The sequence below is a fragment of the Nocardia sp. NPDC003482 genome, from assembly GCF_053588115.1.
The window spans coordinates 590,760-605,640 of the sequence record NZ_JBSFPI010000001.1 but is presented as its reverse complement, the minus strand read 5'-3'; the positions used below and the strand labels follow the sequence as shown (position 1 = coordinate 605,640).

Sequence of the window (14,881 nt, the reverse complement as noted above, 5' to 3'; positions counted from 1 at the left end):
GACCATCGAGGAGGAACTCTTGGATCGCAACCTCATTCGCCAGCGGGTCATCCGAATGCTCAGCGACACGCTGAGTATGTCGGCGGACGAACTGGACGACGAAAAGATCGATCTGCGAGACGATCTCGGTATGGATTCCATCGATTTCGTCGATCTCATCGAACTGCTCGAGGCGGAACTGGGCCGGACCGTCGAGCGCGAGCAACTGGCCGGCGTGCGCACCATCGGCGACACCGTCGACATGGTGAGCGAACTCGCCGCCCGCGACGTGATCGCCCCCGGAACCGACCGATGACGGGCCGGTCCGACACCGCGCCCGCCGAGCACCGGCCCGAGGATCCGGGCGCCGCGCCCGCGGCCGCGGGAACGGGCTGGGCGGCAGCGGTTTCGGGCTTCGCCGAACGCAATCGGTGGCGACTGGTCGGGGTGTGGGTGCTGCTGCTCGTCCTCGGCGCGCTGAGCGCGGTCTCGCTCACCGGCACGCTGCGCTCCGGCGGCTGGGACGTCGCCGGATCCGGCACGGTCGCGGTGCGGGAGCTGCTGTCGGAGGGACTGCACGGGCGCGGCGCCACCACCGCCGTGCTCGTGGTCCACGACCGCGACAACACCGCCTCGAATCCGGCCTTCGATCAGCGCACCCGCGAGGTGTTCGACCAGGTGCGCGCGGATCCGCGGTTGCGCGCGGAGAGCGGCTTCGGCTACAGCACCCTGTCCCCGCTCGCGCGCGGCACCTTCCTCGGCAAGGACCGGGCGACGGCGGTGACCTCCATCGGGTCGGGCCTCGACGACGACGCGGCGACCAAGGAGCTGCCCGGGATCGAGAAGGATCTGCACGCCCGCTTCGACCCGCAGGGGCTCGATGTGGCGCTGGTGAACGTGCAGATCTTCCAGGGCGCGGTGAACGAGGACGCGATCCTGAGCCTGGTGCGCGCCGAGGCGATCGCGCTGCCGCTGGTGGCGCTGGTGCTGTTGCTGTTGTTCCGCAGCGTGGTCGCGGTGGTGGCGGCGATGGCGACGACGCTGACCAATGTGGTGTTCGCCCTGGGCATTCTGGGGGTGGTGGCGCGGCACGTCGAGCTGTCGGTGTTCGTGCAGAACGTCGTGCTCATGTTCGGTCTCGGTGTGGGCGTGGACTATTCGCTGATCATGATCAAACGGTTCAAGGAGGAGCTGGCCGCCGGGCGGGACGTGCCCGCGGCGGTCGCGGGCACGCTGTCCACCGCCGGGCACACCGTCGTCGCCTCGGGCGTGACGATCATCGCCGCGGCGGCCGCGCTGTTCGTGGTGCCGCTCAACGCGATCGTGTCGCTGGCCGCGGGCGCGGCCCTCGTGGTGGCGATCGCGGTGCTGGTGTCGAGCCTGCTCACCCCGGTGCTGCTGCATCTGCTCGGGCATCGGATCAACAAGGGCGCGGTCCGGCTGCCCGCCCGCCTCGGCGGCGGCGCAGAGACCGCGAGCGACGAGGAACTCACCGAACATCGTTGGTACCGTGCGGCATTGGCGGTCATGCGCCGCCCGCTGGCGTTCCTGGCCGCGGGCGGCGCGGTGCTGATCCTGCTGGCGATTCCGGCGTTCTCCATGACGTTGTCGCTGCCGGATCTGCGGATGCTGCCGGAGTCCTCGCCGGTGCGGATCGGCTCCGAGCACATCGCCGACCAGTTCGGGCCCAGCGCGGCGCTGCCGATCCAGGTGGTGGTGCAGAGTCCCGGGCCGGTCACCGATCCGGCGGCGGCCGACGCGCTGACCCGGTTCGTGGCCGATCTGGGCACGTTACCCGATGTGCAGGTGGTGAATTCGGCGCTCACCGCCGCGCGGCAGGTCTCCCCCGCGAATCCGTTCGGCGCCCTGGACCCGGCTGCCTACGACCGGCTGCCCGCCGACGCGCAACAGGGCGTGCGGTATTTCGTGACCCCGGACGCGCATCGGTTCGTGGTGGAGGTCGTGCCGTCCACCCAGCCCGCCGACCCGGCGACCGAACGGCTGCTGAACCGGGTCACCGACCGCGCGCACGAGCTGCCCGCGCCGCTGACCGCCGAGGTGGGCGGGATCGCGCAACGCTCCCAGGACGTGAACCGGGTGATCTCCGACAGCATGCCGCTGGTGATCGGGCTGATGCTGATCGCGGTGTACGTGGTGTTGCTGGTGTCGTTCCGGTCGGTGTTCCTGCCGTTGAAGGCCATCGCGATGAACGTGCTCTCGGTGGGTGCGAGCTTCGGCGTGCTGGTGATGTTCTTCCAATACGGTTGGAGCGGTGGGCTTTTCGACCACTCCGGATTCCTGGTGTCGTTCGTGCCGTCGCTGATCCTGGCGATGATCGTGGGGTTGAGCACCGACTACGAGGTGTTCCTGTTGAGCCGCGTGCGCGAGGAGTACCGCGCGAGCGGGGACAACCGGTTGGCGGTCGCGCGCGGCATGGCCCGCACCGCGCCGCTGATCACCGGCGCCGCGGTCCTGATGATCGTGGTGTTCGGCGCGTTCGGACTCGCCGGGAACATGCTCATGCAGCAGATGGGCATCGGCCTGGCGGTCGCGGTGGCGTTGGACGCGACGCTGGTGCGCATCGTGATCGTGCCCGCGGCGATGAAACTGATGGGACGCTGGAACTGGTGGCCGACGTCCCCGGGAGGCAGTCATGCAAGCGAACGATGAACACTACGACGTGCTCGTGGTCGGCGCGGGCATCGGCGGCGTGTGCGCGGCCACGCTGCTGGCGCAGCAGGGGTATCGAGTCCTGTTGACCGAGCGGCTCGATCGTCTCGGCGGCCGGGCCTCGACCGAGAACATCGACGGGTTCCTGGTCAACACCGGCGCGGCGGCGTTCGAATTCGGCGGCGCGCTCGAGCGGGTGTGCGAGACGGTCGGCGTGCCGTACGGGGTGCGGGTGCCGCGGCCGATGGTGGTGTTGCGGCTGGGCCGGATGAAGGTCGATCTGACTCCGGTGCTCGGCGGGTGGGCCAATCCGGTGTTCCGGTGGATCTGCCGGGTGAGCCTGGACCGCTTGCCGCGCCTGGCGGCCAAGCGCGGGGTGCGGCCGGAGGAGGTGACGTTCCAGCAGTGGCTGCACCGGTTCACGAAAAACCGCGCGATCTACGCCATGTTGCGCAATCCGCTGGCGTCGTTCTTCTGCACCGAGGCCGACGAGCTGCCCGCGGCGGCGGTGTTCACGTTCTTCGCGCGCAATACGGGCTTGCGGCGCTTCGGTTTCCATCCCGAGGGCAGCGTCGGGGTGTCGCGGGCGCTGGCGGACCGGTTCACCGAATTCGGGGGCCGGCTGCGCACCGCCACCGAGGTGACCTCGCTGCGGATCGAGGACGGCCGGGTCACCGGTGCGGTGCTCGCCGCCGAGGGCACCGAGGTGAGCATCGAGTGCCGCGCCGCGATCAGTGACGCCGGGCCGCGTGGAACGGTGGAACTGGTTGGCGCGCAACACTTTCCGGAGGAGTACCTGCGCGGAGTGAAGAACGCGCGCCCCGCGCCGCTGCTGGCGGTCAACTTCGCGATGCCGAAATCGCTGGGCCGCTTCGGGGCGATGACATTCGGCCCGACCCGACACAACCGCCTGCTGGAGCTGATCAACTTCACCGCGACCTGCCCGGAGATGGCCCCACCCGGCTGGCACCTCTACCTCGGCTGGGGACTGCCCGCGACGACCGGGTCCGGTTTCGACGCCGAACACGAAACCAGCCTCCTGCTCGAGGACCTCACCGCCGCGATACCCGGATTCGATTCGGCCCGAATACTTTCGGTGAACGTCAACCGCGACGACTGGCCGGGCCAACACGCCGCCCCCGGCACCGACCTCCCCCCGGCCACCCCGATCCCGAACCTGTGGAACGTCGGCGACGGCGTGAAGAATTTCGGCGACGGCGGCATGGAGTCGGTGGCGAAAACCGCCCGGGCAGTGGTGGACACGATCCTGCGCGAGCTACCGGTGGCGGCGCGAAAGTAAGTGTAACCGCGAGTTACATCTACTTTGGTTTCGGGAGAACGACCCGAGTGGGTCGAGTAGCAGCATAGCGGATCGTCACCGCATGCGCAGCTCGACCCGCGCCGGACAACACCTGGACCTAGGGCTGTTCCAAGACGTCGAACGGGATTGTCGCCTCGACCGGATCGTCGAGCAGCAGGACGCGGCGGTGGACGGTGTGGGCTCGGTACCGGCGGCCCGACCAGTCGAGTCGGTACTCTTCGATCTCCTCGATGCGTTCTTCCTTCTGGTCCAGTCGGACGATCAGATAGCGCGGAATGCCCGCGGTCGCGTACTGGATTCGTTTGTCGGTGATGTCCGCGTCGATGGTGGATTCGGAGGTGACCTCCGCGACCAGCAGGATGTGGTCGCGCACGGTGTTCACGTCGTAGGGGTCGCAGTCCCGGATGAGGATGTCGGGGTGCCGGATGTTCAGGCGCCGATCTTCCGCGGCCGCTTCCGCGTCGGCGAAACGCACCGCGATGTCCGAGTCCACGATCAGGCGGGGCCCGTTCTCCCGTCGCGCGGCCTCCAGCGTTCCAGCGAGCCGACGGACCACTCGACTGTGCGTGGGGCTCTGCGCGGTCGGAGGGATCAGCCGGCCGTTCACTATCTCCAGGTCGCCGAGATCGTCGGTCATCCGACCGAGGTACTCTCGGGCGGTCAATCGCAGCGTGGGGTGTTCGTCGCGACCGGTCATGCTCGACATTTTCGCAGGCCCGTCGATTCGGTTCCCGCGGCCGATACGGGCCGAACGGCCGCCCCGAGCGCGTATGTTGGCGGCGTGGGGACATCGGATTCTTGCTCGTCGTCGTGGTTTCGGGAGCAGCGGGAGTTCTGGTGGAACGAGGACTTTGTGGGGTTGTTGGCTCGGCGGTGGGGGTTGGGGGATGTGGGGGTGGTGGCGGATGTGGGGTGTGGGGTGGGGCATTGGGGGCGGGTGTTGTTTCCGCATTTGGGGGGTGGGGGGCGGTTGGTGGGGATCGATCGGGAGGGGGAATGGGTGGGGCGGGCTCGGGAGATGTTTCGGGAGGTTTTTCCGGGGGCGGTGGCGGCGGGGCGGGTGGAGTTCCGGACGGGGGATGTGTTGGGGCTCGATGTCGCCGGGGATTCGTTCGATGTGGTGACGTGTCAGACGTTGTTGATGCATCTGGCCGAGCCGGGGCGGGGGTTGGCGGAGATGATTCGGGTGACCAAGCCGGGTGGGCTGGTGGTGTGTGTGGAGCCGAGCAATCTGTTCAATCTGACGGCGTTCGATTCGGTTGCGGCGGAACAGGATACCGAGACGCTGGTGCGGCGGTTCGAGTTCTGGCTGCGGTATCAGCGGGGACGGGCCGCGCTGGGTCTCGGGGACATCTCCATCGGGGAGGCGTTGCCAGGCATGTTCGCGCGGGCGGGGCTGACCGATGTGCGGGTGTGGCTGCGGGACACGGCGTTTCCGGTCCTTCCGCCGTACGCGAGTGCCGAGCAGCGGGCGACCCTGGAATCGGTCCGCGCGTGGGAGGACGAGGAGACGGGGCCGTGGAATCGCGATCAGCTGCGACGGTATCTGCTGGCCGGGGGCGGGTCCGAGGCGATGCTCGACGCGCAGATCGCCGCCCTGCGCGCCGACGCGGACCGCGCGCGGGACGCGATCGCGCGCGGCGAATACCATTGCGCGGGCGGGGCGGTCGTGTATGTGGTGAGCGGTAGAAAACCGTGAGCCACAATGGCTTGTTCGACTCCGCGCGCCGAGCCGCGAGCGTAGCCTTGTAGGGCATGGATGAACGTTCAGCCGTCCCGATCACGGGCACATGGACGATCGAGTCCGTGACGGCGGACGCGCTGGTCCATCTGATCCTGCGCCGCGCACTCCCGGCGGGCCGCCGTTTCCTCGGCGAAACCGATATCCCGTTGGCCGCGTTGGCGGGTCTGTCCCTCGATCAGCTGCTCGCCCCGGACGCGCCCGCCCGATTCCGGATCCTCCGCGACGCCGGGGTGCTCGCCTTCGACGGACAGGTCGGTCAGGGCCGCGGACGCGGCGAGTTCGCCTTCACGGCGGCGGCGGAACCCGCGACGCCGGAAGACCTGTTCACCTTGGCGATCCACGACATCGGCCGCGACTTCGTCGGCGCGTTCGACGATCTCGGCTACGACGACGCCACCGTCGCCGACCTGGTCGAGTTGCGCCTGCACGCGGTCACCCCGGCCTTCGTGCGTCAGCTCCGCGACCTCGGATACGAACGGATCCCCCTCCCCCAACTCGTCGAACTGCGCGCGCACGGCGTCACCCCGAAATTCATCCGCCACCTGCGCGACCTCGGCTACGCGAACGTCCCCGCCGACCAGCTCGTCGAGCTGCGCGTCCACGGCCTGAGCAGCCTCCGCTGACCTCGCCGCAGGCCACCCGGGAGATCGCCGCCGCGCTGCACGCGAGCGCCCGCACCGCCCGCGACGGGAACCTGTACTGGGACCGGCCCGCCCTCCTCGGCCCCCACCTCTACGCCGGAACCACCGGAATCGCGCTGTTCTTCGCGGCCGCGTGGAACGTCCTCGGCGACAACACCTTTCGAGACACGGCGCTTCGAGCCATCGCACCCCTGCGCGCGGACCTCCACGCCGACCACTCCCGGCCCCTACGACAGCCGGTCGGCGGCCTCACCGGCATCGGGTCCCTCGTCTACGCCCTCGTCCGGATCGGTGATCTGCTGGGCGCGGACACCCTGGCCGACGACGCCCGGCTCGCGGCCGCCCTGCTGCTGCCCGGCCGCACCGACACACCCGAGGAACACGATGTGATGATCGGCGCCGCCGGTGCCGTCCTGGCACTGCTCGCCCTCGACGCGCGACACCCCGACCCCCTCCCCGGCGGAGAACGGCCCCTCGACCTCGCCCGGCACTACGGGCGGCGACTCGACGCGGCCGACAGCTGGAGGATCGCCGAAACCCCTGCGGCAGTGGGCTTCTGCCACGGCCGAGCGGGCATCGACACCGCCTTGACGCGGCTGGGCGCACACACCGGCGACCCACGACCCCGGTACAAGGACCTCCCCCGATCCTGGTGCAAAGGAGCCGCCGGAATCGCTCTCGCCCACCTCGACCGGCCCGAGCTCGCCGCGCCGCTGCTCGAGGCCGCGGCCGCCCCGGTCCTCTCCGACACCGACGACCTCTGCTGCGGCACCTGCGGCCGGATCGACGTGCTCGTCCACGCCGCCACCGCGCTTCGGGAACCGCGCCATCTCGACCAGGCCGCCGACCTCACCGACCGGATGCTGACCCGCGCCCGCCGGAACGCGCGGTATGCGCTGCGAATCACCGGCGACCCCCGCCTCTTCCCCGGCCTCGCCGGAATCGGCTACACCCTGACCCGCCTGCACGCACCCGACCGCGTCCCCTGCGTGGTCGCCCTGACATAACGCCGCTCAACGAGGCCGCAGCAGACCGTCCCGAATCAGCCTCCGCACCAACACGATTCGACTGCGCACACTCATCGTGTCGGGTAGCTCATCGATGCGGAACGCGCGATGGTCCCGGATGAACTCCAGCGTGGACAGGATCTCCCTCGGCCCCCGCACCCGCTTCGGCCCGAATGTGATGACGGCGGCATCCCCCGAGTTCTCCACCAGACAGACCAGCCCCGCCCGCCGCTCGACCACCGAATCCGGCCCGATCTCCCCCAGCCCGGCCAGCACGGCGAAGTGCCCGTCCGCGGGGAAGGTCCGCGCGCCCACCTGCTCCTCCACCAGCGACCGCAGCGTCGCCTCGAACGACAGCGTCTTCCCGAGCCGCTCCAGCAGCTCCGCGAAGACCGGCGCCATACGTTCGCGCACCCGCGGGTCGCCCACGAACCCCGGGGGCAGATCCTGACGCAGATCGACATCCTCGAGCGCCGCCAACTCCAGCGCGCGGGTGAAGAAGTCCACCCAGCCCACCGGATGCAGCGAGATCGTCAGGTGCAGCGAAACCTCCTCCGCCGCAACGGCTCTATGGAAGTAGCCGCGCGGCAGATAGACGACGTCGCCCGCCTCGAGCAGCGGGTTCTCCCGCAGCGTCAGCTCCTCCTCCGTCCAGTCGAGCCCCTGGACGTGTTGATGGGACCGCTGCGAGCCGAGGGGCCGCTCGTAGATCGGATCCCAGATGAACCAGCGTTTGGATCCCGCGAGCTGCACGATGAACGAGTCCAGCGTGTCGGCGTGCGTCGGGAACGCCTGCGCGCCGGGCGGGGTGAGGAACAGATTGAACCCGATCCCCACGTCGAGCGCCTCCTGCAATCCGGCCGCCAGCGAACCCAGTGGCGGCCAGAGCTTTTCGACGCCGATCAGCCGGAGGGTGTCCCCGGAGAGGAAGGCGTCGTAGAGCCGGTCCTTGCCGATGGCCGACACCGCGGTGAGCGTCGGCGCGCGCCCGCTGCCCGCGGCGGGAATGATCTGGAGGATCTTCGACGTGCGGTTGGCCGCCGTCATCAGGCAGGCGTCGAAGTCCGCGAGGGAGAACAGGCCGCCGAGATGGTTCCGGTCGCCGCGCTGGCGGACCAGGGTCGCCTTACCCCAATAGTCCTCGAGGAACTCGTGTTTCGTGACCGGAGCGATCAATGTCTCCAAGCCGGGATGCTCTCGATGCGTCATGGTGGCCAGTTCCTTCCGCAGGTGGCGGTCCGTCCAGGAGCAGTACCGAGGGAACCCGGTCCGGTTCGGCGAGGCGCAGTAGCTCGTACCCGATTCCGGCGAGGCCGTCCAACAGGCCGGGGGTCTCCACGTCCAGGGGCACGCCGCAACGCCAGCCGTGCTCGGTCATTGCGGCGAGACTGTACGAAACCCGTTCGGCCAGTGCGGTTTTCCGGTCGGCTTCCGGCAGGGACCGGCTGACCTCCAGGAGCAGATCGAGCGCGCCCGAGTCGCCGTGGCAGAGCGAGTGATTCGCGCCGAAGCCGTTGTCGTACGTCGTCCGCACGGCGATGTCGAGGTCCTCGGTGAGGCGCTCGTCGTCGAGATGGGCGCGCATGCGCAGGCGGCTCAGCCCGATCCCGCATGCCCCGTGACACCAGGCGGTCATGGGCGCGCGCCGGGGGCGCCGCAGGTCGGCCCAGTTCCCGTCCGATCGGTGGGCGCGTTCGAAGGCGGCCGCGTCCAGCGCGGTGCGGGCGTAGGCGTCCACACCGGTATGGGCGAACAGTTCGGTCAGGGTCCACGCGAAGCCCGATGCGCCGTGCGAGAAACCGGTCAGGGGACGGACGGGAGACGAGGCACTTACCCAGCCCGCGCCGCCCGCGGACGGTTGGGCGCGGGCGACGAGCCGGTCACCGAGTCGGCGGGCGAGATCGAGCGGGCCCGGATCGCCCGTGGTCCGGTGCAGGAGCAGCAGCGGGACGATCGCTCCAGCGGTTCCCCGCACCACGTCCAGATGTTCGTCGGCGTCCGCCCGTGCCTCGATGCGACGGACCATGGCCTCGGTCTCGGCGAGTACGGCCGGGTCGTTCCACAGGTGGGCGAGGTGGATCCACAGATGGAGCAGTCCGCCCCAGCCGTCGAAGGCCCCGATACCGTCCGGGCCGGGCCGCCGGGCCAGCATCGCGCGCAGGGTCGCCCAGGCTTCCCGGGCCACGATCCCGAACTCCGCGCGGCCGAGGCGGGCCTCGGCGTAGGACAGGAACAGGATGACGCCGGGCAGGCCGCCGTAGAGGTCCACACCGAGCGAACGCGGTTGCCAGCCACGGCCTTCCGCGTAGCACAGTCCGAGCCACGAGGCGCGGCCGTCGCGCCGACGGGCGAGCCGCACGACGCGGTCCGCGACCGCCGCCGCCTGAGCGAGCAGGCAGTCCCGGTCGGCCGGGGATGTCGCGGACGGCCGCGGGTATCGCCGGAAGGTGGTCTGGCGATTGAGGTCCAGCGTGCTCATCGAGGCGCGGATGTACCAGAGTTGTCTGCGCAGGTCGGTGTCGCCGAAACCGGCCAGGCGACAATGGATCATCTCCCAGCCCGAGCGGACGAACAGGCCCTCGACGCGCTCGCCTTCGCTGGTCCACACATCGCGGGCGTCGACGCGGGTGTGGAAGTACGGGATCTCGCCGCGCCGCAGGTCGTCGCGTTCGCTGGGCAGCAGGCGCAGCGCGATGTGGGGGTATCGGGTGCGGTCGAGGCCGAACCAGAGGCGATCGATCAGGCGTTCGCGGTCGAGGGCGTCGCGCAGGTGGTCGGGGTGGAAGCTCTGGTGGATGATCTTGTCGTAGAAGCCGGTGGCCCGGAAGACCACGCGGATCTCGTCGCCGCGCAGCGCGGCCAGCGGACCGCCGGGGGCCGCGAGCCGGTCGCGATGCGCCCCGATGATTCGGTACACGGAGGTGAAACCCGCCTCGATGTCCGCGACGAAATCGCCTGCGTGCAGCGCGGATCCGTTGAGCTCCGGGAGATTTCGCGCGCCGGACAGTGTGCGCCGCCGGAACGACAGATGGGCCCGGTCGGTGCCGAGCCGCTCCCACCGCGGCAGGGGGTCGGCCGACAACTGTCCTTCGCGGGATCCGAGACCGCTGCGGTCGACGGCGTTGTCGTCGGCGCGGAAGGGCAGCAGCATCGTGCCGATCACCGAGGTCGCCAGCTCGAATTCCGCGTCGGAGTCGTAGGAGTGCGCGCACGCCTGACCGAAGTCGGGAGTGGCGAGCGTTTCGAGGTCGATCGGGACCGGGAACTCGCCCGCCGCAATGAGATTCGCGTAGTGGAAGTCGTTGGCGTTCATCAGGTACAGGGCCGCGAGCAGGGCGCCCTGGCGTTGGTAGAACCGGTGGGCCGCCGCCTCGTCGCGGCAGGGGGCGTGCGCGATGAACTCGGCCCAGCCGTACGCGCCACGGTCCAGGGTTCGCGGAACCCGTAGCGCGGGCGCGCCTTTGGCGTGCAGCCAGCTCAACAGCGCACCGAAGTGACGGTCGATGCCGAGCGGCCGGGGTTTGTAGAGTACGCGGCGCTCGTCTCCGAAACGCAGGGCGCAGACCTCGCGGCCGCGGCGGTGCGCATCGCCCAGTCCCGTCTCGACGCCCGTCAGCGGTCCCGGCCCGAACGTGGCGGTCAGGGCGTCCCAGTCGGCGCACACGCGTCGCAGCAGTTCGACGGTCGCCCCGGTCCAGTCCTCGACGCATTCGGTCAGCGCTCGGGCGAGGACCGGATATCGCGCCAGGAACCGCAGCGCCTCGGCGGGGGCGCGCAAGCGGTCCACATAGCCGCGGAACCGCGCGGCCGAATCCCGCTCCGGCAGCGTTCCCCGGAGGGTGGCGACGCGCAGGTCGAGGATCACCGCGCGATTGATGCGGTCGTCGAGCCGGGCGGTCAGGGCGTCGAGCAGCCGCTCGATCACGGTGTCCCAGTGGATGTCCGCGTCCGGGCGGCGGCTCGCGAGTTCGGCGGCGGTGTCGGTCAATACGGTCTGTGCCCGGCCGATGAGGGGACCGACGACCGGGATCGGCCGGGCGTGCGGAATCTCGTACGCGCGGTACAGATCGGACAGCCAGGGCGGCGGGCGCGGCATCCGGGTTCGGAGCGCGTCGGCGGATTCGCCGAGCAGCGCGACGAAGGTCGGCTCGTCGAGATCGTCGAATTCCAGTCGGCGAGCGAAATATTCGTCGTCGCGAAAAGGGGCTTGGGCGCGCCACTGTTCCAGGCGGCGTCGCGCCGTGGCGGCCCGGTCGGCATTGTCGAATCCGCGTCCCGGGGCGTCCGGAGCAATGCGGCGTTCGTCGAGTGTCAGGGCGTTCCACCACATCGCGACGTGCCGCGGATGCCCCCGCTCATCCGCAGCCATTATCGAGAATCGCTCAGCAAGTACAAATCACCATTGCCTGCGATTCCCCTTCCTCCTGGGAATCGGTGCCGGTGTAGAGCATCTGGGCGCCGCCCTCGAGTCCGCTGCTCACGGATTCGAGGCTGTCGTCGCTGAGTTCGGCGGCGCCGACCCCGCCGGCGGCGACGACCGCGTCCCGCTCGTCGGGCCGAAGCGATCGGAAGTAATCCATGTCCTCGAGCGCGCGGGCGATTTCCATTTGATCGAGCATGACCTTCTCCTGGCGTGGTGGGACTCGGGCTCCCGCGCCCCGAGCGATATCCCACGGGCCGCCCGATGAAAAGACAGCAACAGTATAGGTCCGTCGAGTCGGTATTCGGGGTGGAGTTACGATGTTGTGCGCGAGCGGATTTCGACAGAAACGGTCGCAGCCGGTCGGTATTTTCGAAACGCGGTATTTCAGTCGGCGGCGGCGTGGCACGCCGCGATCAACGCGCGCAATTCCGGTCGCGGCGGATCCGGCCGGACCGCGAGGAAACTCGGCATGATCGGTTCGGGATCGCGCAGCGGACGCCAGACCACCCCGGGGAACGACAGGCGCGCGGTCTGGGCGGCGTAGTACACCGTCCAGCTCGGCGCGCCGAATCCGATGGCGGCCAACGTGTCCTGTTCGGTGGTGAACTCGGGGCCGAGGATCGGTTCGAATCCCGCCTGCCGACAGCAGTCGGTGATCAGGTCGTGCAGGGCGGGATTGCGGGTGCGGCCGACGATGCGCAACGGCAGGTCCGCGAACCGGGCGAGCTCGATCTCGCGCCGGACGGCCAGGTCGTGGGTGGCGGGCAGCGCGGCGAGCAGCCGGTCCGACCACAGCGGCAGCAGTTCCAGGTCCGGCACGTCGCGCGCGCCCCGCAGCACCGCCGCGTCCAGCTCACCGGTGCGGACGCGTCGGATGCGCTCGTCGGCGTCGGCGGTGACCAGTTCGAGGTGGGCATCCGGTGCGGCGCAGGCGAATTCGCGCAGGATGATCTCCAGTCGCGCGCCCAGTCCGGTGCTGGTGCCCAGCCGGATCGTCGCGGCGCGTTCGGTGCGCAACTCGGCGACGGACTCGCGGGCCCGCGCGACCGTGGCCAGCACCTGCCGGGCGTGCGGGAGCAGGCGGGCGCCCGCCTCGGTCAGGCGCACGGTGCGGGTGGTGCGGTCGAACAGGGGCATGCCCAGGTCGCGTTCGAGGCGGGTGATCTGCTGGCTGACCGCGGACTGCACGATGTGCAGCCGTTGTGCCGCGCGGCCGAAGTGCAACTCCTCGGCCACGGTCAGGAAGTACTGCAACTGCCGGAGCTCCACGCCGGAAGATTAATCACTTTCCGTGATTACTGCCAGCTCGATCCGGTGGTTTTTCGGGATCGCCGATCGGGGTTCGCTGAGGGCACGGGGAGCACGAGAGCGAGGAGTGGCGAAATGCCTTATCTGACAGTCGCGGACACGCGGCTCTACTACGAGGACCAGGGCGTCGGGCAGGCGCTGCTGTTCGTGCACGGGTGGGGTACGAGCGGGCGGGTCTGGGGCGCGCAGCAGGCGGAGTTCGTGGCCGGGTTCCGGGTGGTCACGCTGGATTGGCGGGGGTGCGGCCGGTCGGACCGTCCGGTGGCGGGCAATACCGTGGCCGGGGTCGTGGCGGATCTGGCGGAGGTCGTCCGGCTGCTGGGGCTGGATCGGCCGGTGGTGGTGGGGTCCTCGATCGGCGCGACCTTCGCGACCGAACTCGCGCTCGCCCACCCGGATCTGCTGGGCGGGGTGGTCGCGGTGGACGGACCCGGGTACTGGCCGGGGCAGGGTATGCCGCTGGCGGAGATCATCACCGAAATGCGGTATCGGCGAGCCGATTTCGTCGGCAAATGGGTGCCGAACTGGTACGCGCCGGGGACGCCGAGGGCGTTGGTGGACTGGACGATCGGGCAGATCCTCGACTCGGGGGTGTACATCGACGGGCAGTTCGCGGAATTCGCCGCCTACGATCCGCGGCCTCGGCTGTCGGAGTTGCGGACCCCGATCCACTACGTGCACGGCGAGTTGGACGCGGAGATCCCGGTGGAGGTGGCGCGGGAGTGCGCGGCGCGCACACCGGGGGCGGGGGTGACGGTGATCGCCGGGGCGGGTCACATGCCGCATCAGGAGCGGCCCGCCGAATTCGACGCCGCCCTGCGCGGCGCGCTGCGGGAGTTCACCGCGGCTCGCCCCACCGTTCGATAACGATTGCTGGACAGGAGATTTCGATGCGTACCACGACAGTTCGACTCAGCGGCGGCGAGGCCACCGTCGCCTACGACCGCACCGGCAGCGGTCCCGCGGTGGTGCTGGTGCACGGGACGGCGGCGGGGCGGGAGCAGTGGGGGCCGCTCACCGAACGGCTCGCCGATCGCCGCACCGTGCTCGCGCTGGACTATTCGGGGTCGGGCGACACCGTCGATCACGGCGGCCCGCTCACGGTCGCCGATCTCGCGGCGGAGGTTCGGGCCGTGGCCGACGACGCGGGGGTGGATCGGTTCGATCTGGTCGGGCACTCACTCGGCGCGGTGATCGCCGCGCACGTGGCCGCCACCGAACCCGAACGGGTGCGGTCGCTGTTGATGCACGCGGGCTGGGTGCGCACCGACGCGCGGATGGACGCCGAATTCCGGTACTGGCTCGACCTTTTGGCGACGGGTGGGGCGCGGCTGTTCGCGGGGATGCTGCCGTTGCTGGCGTTCGGTCCGGGGTATTGGGAGCGGGTCACCGCCGAGGAGAACGCGGCGCTGGTCGCGGCACTGGCCGAGGCGATCGCGCCCGGCGCGGCGCGGCAGATCGAGGTCGATCGCGGGGTGGACCTCACGCCCCTGCTCCCCCGCATCACCGCCCCGACGCTGATCCTGGCCAGCGCCCACGACCGGCTCATCCCGGCCGAACAGCAACGGCGGCTCCTCGCGGGAATCTCGGATGCCCGGTACGCGGAGATCGACGCGGGGCACGGCGCTCCCGGCGAGACGCCGGAGGCGTTCCACGCCAAGGTGATCGGATTCCTCGACGCGCGAAACGAACTCGCGGCCGCCGTCGAACGCGGTTAGGGTGGGCGGTGGACGCGCGAAGACAGTGCCGGGTATGGGTTAGTCCCGGCGACGCCGAGCGTGTGAACAC

At 70.0% G+C, this 14,881-nt stretch carries 13 protein-coding genes; 8 read left to right on the top strand and 5 right to left on the bottom strand.

Going from position 1 to position 14,881, the window contains the following annotated elements:
* The first annotated feature begins 19 nt into the window (after positions 1–19).
* From ACWDSJ_RS02815 to ACWDSJ_RS02805, 3 genes are read left to right on the top strand one after another with little or no spacing between them, the layout of a single operon-like run.
* A complete protein-coding gene (locus tag ACWDSJ_RS02815) occupies positions 20–295 on the top strand; it encodes an acyl carrier protein (protein ID WP_387357752.1) in 276 nt (91 codons plus the stop codon).
* A complete protein-coding gene (locus ACWDSJ_RS02810; protein ID WP_450028945.1) occupies positions 292–2,649 on the top strand; it encodes an MMPL family transporter in 2,358 nt (785 codons plus the stop codon). The genes ACWDSJ_RS02815 and ACWDSJ_RS02810 overlap by 4 nt, the downstream gene beginning before the upstream one ends.
* Positions 2,633–3,949 (top strand): phytoene desaturase family protein, encoded by a 1,317-nt coding sequence (locus tag ACWDSJ_RS02805; RefSeq protein WP_450028944.1) that lies wholly within the window; start codon positions 2,633–2,635, stop codon positions 3,947–3,949. The genes ACWDSJ_RS02810 and ACWDSJ_RS02805 overlap by 17 nt, the downstream gene beginning before the upstream one ends.
* Before the next feature lie 118 nt (positions 3,950–4,067).
* Here ACWDSJ_RS02805 and ACWDSJ_RS02800 read toward each other — a convergent pair whose 3' ends face one another.
* The gene (locus tag ACWDSJ_RS02800) at positions 4,068–4,667 is read right to left on the bottom strand and encodes a Uma2 family endonuclease (RefSeq protein WP_450028943.1); all 600 of its coding nucleotides are present in this window, start codon (positions 4,665–4,667) and stop codon (positions 4,068–4,070) included.
* A 156-nt stretch (positions 4,668–4,823) separates the two neighbouring features.
* Between ACWDSJ_RS02800 and ACWDSJ_RS02795 the strand changes: the two genes are divergently transcribed.
* Genes ACWDSJ_RS02795 through ACWDSJ_RS02785 form a run of 3 tightly spaced genes read left to right on the top strand, consistent with a single transcriptional unit; the run spans position 4,824 to position 7,362 of the window.
* Positions 4,824–5,669 carry a methyltransferase domain-containing protein gene (locus ACWDSJ_RS02795; RefSeq protein ID WP_450028942.1) on the top strand — a complete coding sequence of 282 codons (846 nt, stop codon included), beginning with the start codon at positions 4,824–4,826 and terminating at the stop codon, positions 5,667–5,669.
* 56 nt (positions 5,670–5,725) lie between these two features.
* Complete coding sequence (locus tag ACWDSJ_RS02790; protein WP_450028941.1) at positions 5,726–6,337, top strand: hypothetical protein; 612 nt, start codon at positions 5,726–5,728, stop codon at positions 6,335–6,337.
* Entirely contained in the window at positions 6,244–7,362 is a 1,119-nt protein-coding gene (locus tag ACWDSJ_RS02785) for a lanthionine synthetase LanC family protein (RefSeq protein WP_450029022.1), read from the top strand. The genes ACWDSJ_RS02790 and ACWDSJ_RS02785 overlap by 94 nt, the downstream gene beginning before the upstream one ends.
* A gap of 6 nt (positions 7,363–7,368) precedes the next feature.
* Here ACWDSJ_RS02785 and ACWDSJ_RS02780 read toward each other — a convergent pair whose 3' ends face one another.
* The 4 genes from ACWDSJ_RS02780 to ACWDSJ_RS02765 all read right to left on the bottom strand — a co-directional run bounded on the left by ACWDSJ_RS02780 (position 7,369) and on the right by ACWDSJ_RS02765 (position 13,054).
* Positions 7,369–8,571, bottom strand: coding sequence for a JmjC domain-containing protein (locus ACWDSJ_RS02780; protein ID WP_450028940.1), 1,203 nt, complete (start codon positions 8,569–8,571; stop codon positions 7,369–7,371).
* Complete coding sequence (locus ACWDSJ_RS02775; protein WP_450028939.1) at positions 8,489–11,731, bottom strand: type 2 lanthipeptide synthetase LanM family protein; 3,243 nt, start codon at positions 11,729–11,731, stop codon at positions 8,489–8,491. The genes ACWDSJ_RS02780 and ACWDSJ_RS02775 overlap by 83 nt, the downstream gene beginning before the upstream one ends.
* Positions 11,732–11,744: 13 nt before the next feature.
* Positions 11,745–11,969: a hypothetical protein gene (locus ACWDSJ_RS02770; RefSeq protein WP_450028938.1), complete on the bottom strand. Its 225-nt coding sequence runs from the start codon at positions 11,967–11,969 to the stop codon at positions 11,745–11,747.
* Positions 11,970–12,169: 200 nt separating this feature from the next.
* Positions 12,170–13,054: a LysR family transcriptional regulator gene (locus ACWDSJ_RS02765; RefSeq protein WP_450028937.1), complete on the bottom strand. Its 885-nt coding sequence runs from the start codon at positions 13,052–13,054 to the stop codon at positions 12,170–12,172.
* Between the two features lie 114 nt (positions 13,055–13,168).
* Between ACWDSJ_RS02765 and ACWDSJ_RS02760 the strand changes: the two genes are divergently transcribed.
* Both ACWDSJ_RS02760 and ACWDSJ_RS02755 read left to right on the top strand, forming a co-directional pair.
* Positions 13,169–13,960 (top strand): alpha/beta fold hydrolase, encoded by a 792-nt coding sequence (locus ACWDSJ_RS02760; RefSeq protein ID WP_450028936.1) that lies wholly within the window; start codon positions 13,169–13,171, stop codon positions 13,958–13,960.
* Between the two features lie 23 nt (positions 13,961–13,983).
* Positions 13,984–14,811, top strand: a complete 828-nt coding sequence (locus ACWDSJ_RS02755) for an alpha/beta fold hydrolase (protein ID WP_450028935.1) — start codon at positions 13,984–13,986, stop codon at positions 14,809–14,811.
* Positions 14,812–14,881: the final 70 nt, after the last annotated feature.

Bases quoted from the DNA above. Each gene is read 5' to 3' on its own strand.
- ACWDSJ_RS02810 (WP_450028945.1), top strand. From the start codon at position 292: ATGACGGGCCGGTCCGACACCGCGCCCGCCGAGCACCGGCCCGAGGAT.
- ACWDSJ_RS02805 (WP_450028944.1), top strand. From the start codon at position 2,633: ATGCAAGCGAACGATGAACACTACGACGTGCTCGTGGTCGGCGCGGGC.
- ACWDSJ_RS02800 (WP_450028943.1), bottom strand. From the start codon at position 4,667: ATGACCGGTCGCGACGAACACCCCACGCTGCGATTGACCGCCCGAGAG.
- ACWDSJ_RS02790 (WP_450028941.1), top strand. From the start codon at position 5,726: ATGGATGAACGTTCAGCCGTCCCGATCACGGGCACATGGACGATCGAG.
- ACWDSJ_RS02780 (WP_450028940.1), bottom strand. From the start codon at position 8,571: ATGACGCATCGAGAGCATCCCGGCTTGGAGACATTGATCGCTCCGGTC.
- ACWDSJ_RS02775 (WP_450028939.1), bottom strand. From the start codon at position 11,731: ATGGCTGCGGATGAGCGGGGGCATCCGCGGCACGTCGCGATGTGGTGG.
- ACWDSJ_RS02770 (WP_450028938.1), bottom strand. From the start codon at position 11,969: ATGGAAATCGCCCGCGCGCTCGAGGACATGGATTACTTCCGATCGCTT.
- ACWDSJ_RS02760 (WP_450028936.1), top strand. From the start codon at position 13,169: ATGCCTTATCTGACAGTCGCGGACACGCGGCTCTACTACGAGGACCAG.
- ACWDSJ_RS02755 (WP_450028935.1), top strand. From the start codon at position 13,984: ATGCGTACCACGACAGTTCGACTCAGCGGCGGCGAGGCCACCGTCGCC.